At 50.5% G+C, this 2,869-nt stretch carries 3 protein-coding genes and 1 tRNA gene; 3 read left to right on the plus strand and 1 reads right to left on the minus strand.

The annotated features are described in order from the left end of the window. The coding region (locus B3F49_RS00290) for a serine hydrolase (RefSeq protein WP_293908475.1) at nt 1-757 on the plus strand (757 nt) is incomplete at its 5' end. Between the two features lie 77 nt (nt 758-834). Continuing rightward, nucleotides 835-1,395 carry a CDP-alcohol phosphatidyltransferase family protein gene (locus B3F49_RS00295; protein ID WP_293908476.1) on the plus strand — a complete coding sequence of 187 codons (561 nt, stop codon included), beginning with the start codon at nt 835-837 and terminating at the stop codon, nt 1,393-1,395. Between the two features lie 74 nt (nt 1,396-1,469). Here B3F49_RS00295 and B3F49_RS00300 read toward each other — a convergent pair. After that, nucleotides 1,470-1,543 (minus strand) — tRNA-Ala (locus B3F49_RS00300). 181 nt (nt 1,544-1,724) lie between these two features. Here B3F49_RS00300 and B3F49_RS00305 point away from each other — a divergent pair. Beyond that, nucleotides 1,725-2,869, plus strand: a 1,145-nt coding sequence (locus B3F49_RS00305) for a DUF1538 domain-containing protein (RefSeq protein WP_293908477.1), incomplete at its 3' end; no start/stop codon positions are given.

Consider the following 2,869-nt stretch of genomic DNA (forward strand, 5'->3'; position numbering starts at 1 on the left):
CGATGCCCCTCTTGCTGTAGGGTCTGCCTTCAAGCTTGGCATTCTGGCTGCGGTATGTGATGCAATCGAGGCAGGAAGGTTGCAGTGGAGCCAAAGTGTAGCCCTTCAGCCTGTATGGAAGAGTCTTCCTACCGGCATTCTGCAGGATTGGCCGGAAGGAACACAGGTTACCGTCGAGACCTTGGCGGCCCTGATGATCAGCCAGAGCGACAATACCGCCACCGACGCTCTGCTTCACTTGGTCGGTAAAAGTGCAGTAGAGCGATACCTGCCTGGCTGCAAGCCTGTCTTGAGTACTGTCGATATGTTCAAGTTGAAGAATCCTGACAACAAGGATCTGCTCGCTGGTTATCGTACAGCCTCCTATGCAAAACGCCTTGCAATCCTTGAGGAGCTGAAGAAGCGTGAACTTCCCGAGCCCGGACTTTTTTCGGGTAATCCGGTTGCAATCGATATTGAGTGGTTTGTAACAGCACATGAGCTTGCTGATCTAATCGAGCGGTTGCAGGCCTTGGACTTGATGACCATCAATGCAGGACTTGCAACAAAACAGGACTGGCAACGAGTTGCTTTCAAGGGAGGCAGTGAGCCGGGAGTGCTCAACCTCACCACCTACTTGGAGGATGACCAAAAGAATCGCTATACGGTGGTGGTTACCGTAAACAATGCAGAGAAACCTCTTGATGAGAAGTTCATCATGGAGACGTATCAGGCAATCCTATCCCTGCTCGCCAAGGATGCCGGCAAGAGCCGGTAGAGATGTTTTTTCTGGAACAATCCCGTACGTGATGACAGCGTGACATACTATGCTATGATGAAGTAAGTGGGGAGCGCATGATGCACATCGGCAAGAACATTCCCAATATCATCTCTCTTTCGCGTATCGGATTGTCCTTCAGCCTGTTCTTTGTCGCCCAACAGCCCGTGTTTGTTTTCTGGATCATCGTCGCCTGCGGCGTCACTGATGCACTTGACGGGTTCTTGGCACGCAGGTTGCACTGCGAGAGCGACTTGGGGGCACGCCTTGACTCTTTGGGAGACCTGTTGTTCTTCAGCGCCTTGGTGTTCTATGTAGTTCGGTATCAGATGGACATAATCCAGACGTATATGCCCGGTATTTATGCAATATTCATCATCAAGAGCCTCACACTGGTCGTATGCACCATCAAAAACCGTACTACGTATTCACTGCACACCTATGGCAACAAGCTTACCGGTATATTGGTGGTAATGGCCATCTGCCTGATCCTCTTGACCGGTAAAGGCCACTTTACGGCCGTGCTTGTAGCAGTAGGTGTTCTCAGCGCCTTGGAGGAGCTGCTCATCATGAGCTTGTACGAGCATCCCGATGTCAATATTCGAAGTATTTTTCTGGCGAGGAAAAGAGCTTCATAGGAGCTCTCGTGAAGCAACAGCTTGCCGATGCAAGAAAGAAAAAAGCCGTTGCTTTTGCAACGACTTAATTGTAGTGGAGGTAAGGGGAATTGAACCCCTGACCTTTTGAATGCCATTCAAACGCTCTAGCCAACTGAGCTACACCCCCAAGGCAACAACAAAAAGTATCATACGGATTGAAGGGTAATAAGTCAAGTGGGTGAAAAAAGAATTATGATTTTGCCTGCTTGACCTTTTCCTGGTAACAGAGTATTAATTCTTTGCATATATAACATATAGATTTGCTCAATTCATCAAGGGCTTTCCAGTCCCGAGACCAGGAGGATTGCATGGAGTTGCTCAAGAAGTTAAAGGAAGTTGGATCATCCATCATTCCCATTCTCGCGCTTGTTGCACTCATGCATTTTTTCATTACGCCATTGCCGGCTGGCTCGTTAACATCCTTCATCATCGGAGGCTTCCTGCTTATCGCAGGACTCTCGTTGTTTTTGCTCGGAGTCGACATTGGATTACTGCCAATCGGTGAGCGCATAGGTTCGGCGGCAACACGCTCCAAGCACTTGCTGGTCCTGCTTGGGACCGGCTTTCTTGTAGGAGTTGTCATCATTCTCGCAGAACCCAATATTGCCGTGCTGGCCGAACAGGTGAAAGGGGTGAACCCTTCGATTTCCAAGACATCCCTTGTTTCCATGATAGCCATCGGAGTTGGGTTCTATCTCATGGTCGGAATGGTCAGGGTTGTTTTCCACCTCTCGCTTCGTTTGGTCTATCTGGTCAGCTATGCCCTGTTATTCATCCTTTTCATCTTCAGCCCCATTGAAATGATGGGTATCGCCCTCGATGCCGGTGGAGCAGCCACCGGGCCACTATCGGTGCCTTTCATCATGGCCATCGGTATTGGTATCGCCCGTGTCCAGAAGAAACAAAACGACGCCGACAACTTTGGGTATGTCTCCCTCGCCCTCATCGGTCCGACGTTAGCCCTTGGAATTCTCAGCCTGTTCAACGACGGCGGCGCTGCTTCTTCGGGCGAGGTCAGCGTTGCTGCAGCGGGAAACTTTCTCTCACTCATCCAACCAAGCCTTGCGATGACGGCCCAAGCTCTTGTTCCGCTTCTCCTGCTCTGCCTTTTCTATCAGTTCTTGCTGTTGAAGATGCCCCTCGGCCAACTTGTCCGCATGGTAACGGGATTTGTCTATCTTTTCATCGGACTCACCCTTTTCTTCATGGGAAGCAATGGCGGCTTCATCCCGGTGGGGTATCAGATTGGATACGCCATCGGGACCTACAATAGGTACCTGCTGTTATTGGTGGGGGTGGTCATCGGTGCCATCACCGTCCTCTCGGAGCCATCCGTATGGGTACTGGTAAACCAGGTGCAGGAAATTACCCAGGGACATATCAAGAAACCTCTCATGCTTGTTGCACTTGCAATCGGGGTAGGCTTGTCGCTCTTTCTTGCCATGATTCGGGT

Source organism: Sphaerochaeta sp. UBA5836, from assembly GCF_002432845.1.
Taxonomy (GTDB): Bacteria; Spirochaetota; Spirochaetia; order Sphaerochaetales; family Sphaerochaetaceae; genus Sphaerochaeta.

Coding starts and splice junctions, on each gene's coding strand:
- B3F49_RS00295 (WP_293908476.1), top strand. CDS start 835: ATGATGCACATCGGCAAGAACATTCCCAATATCATCTCTCTTTCGCGT.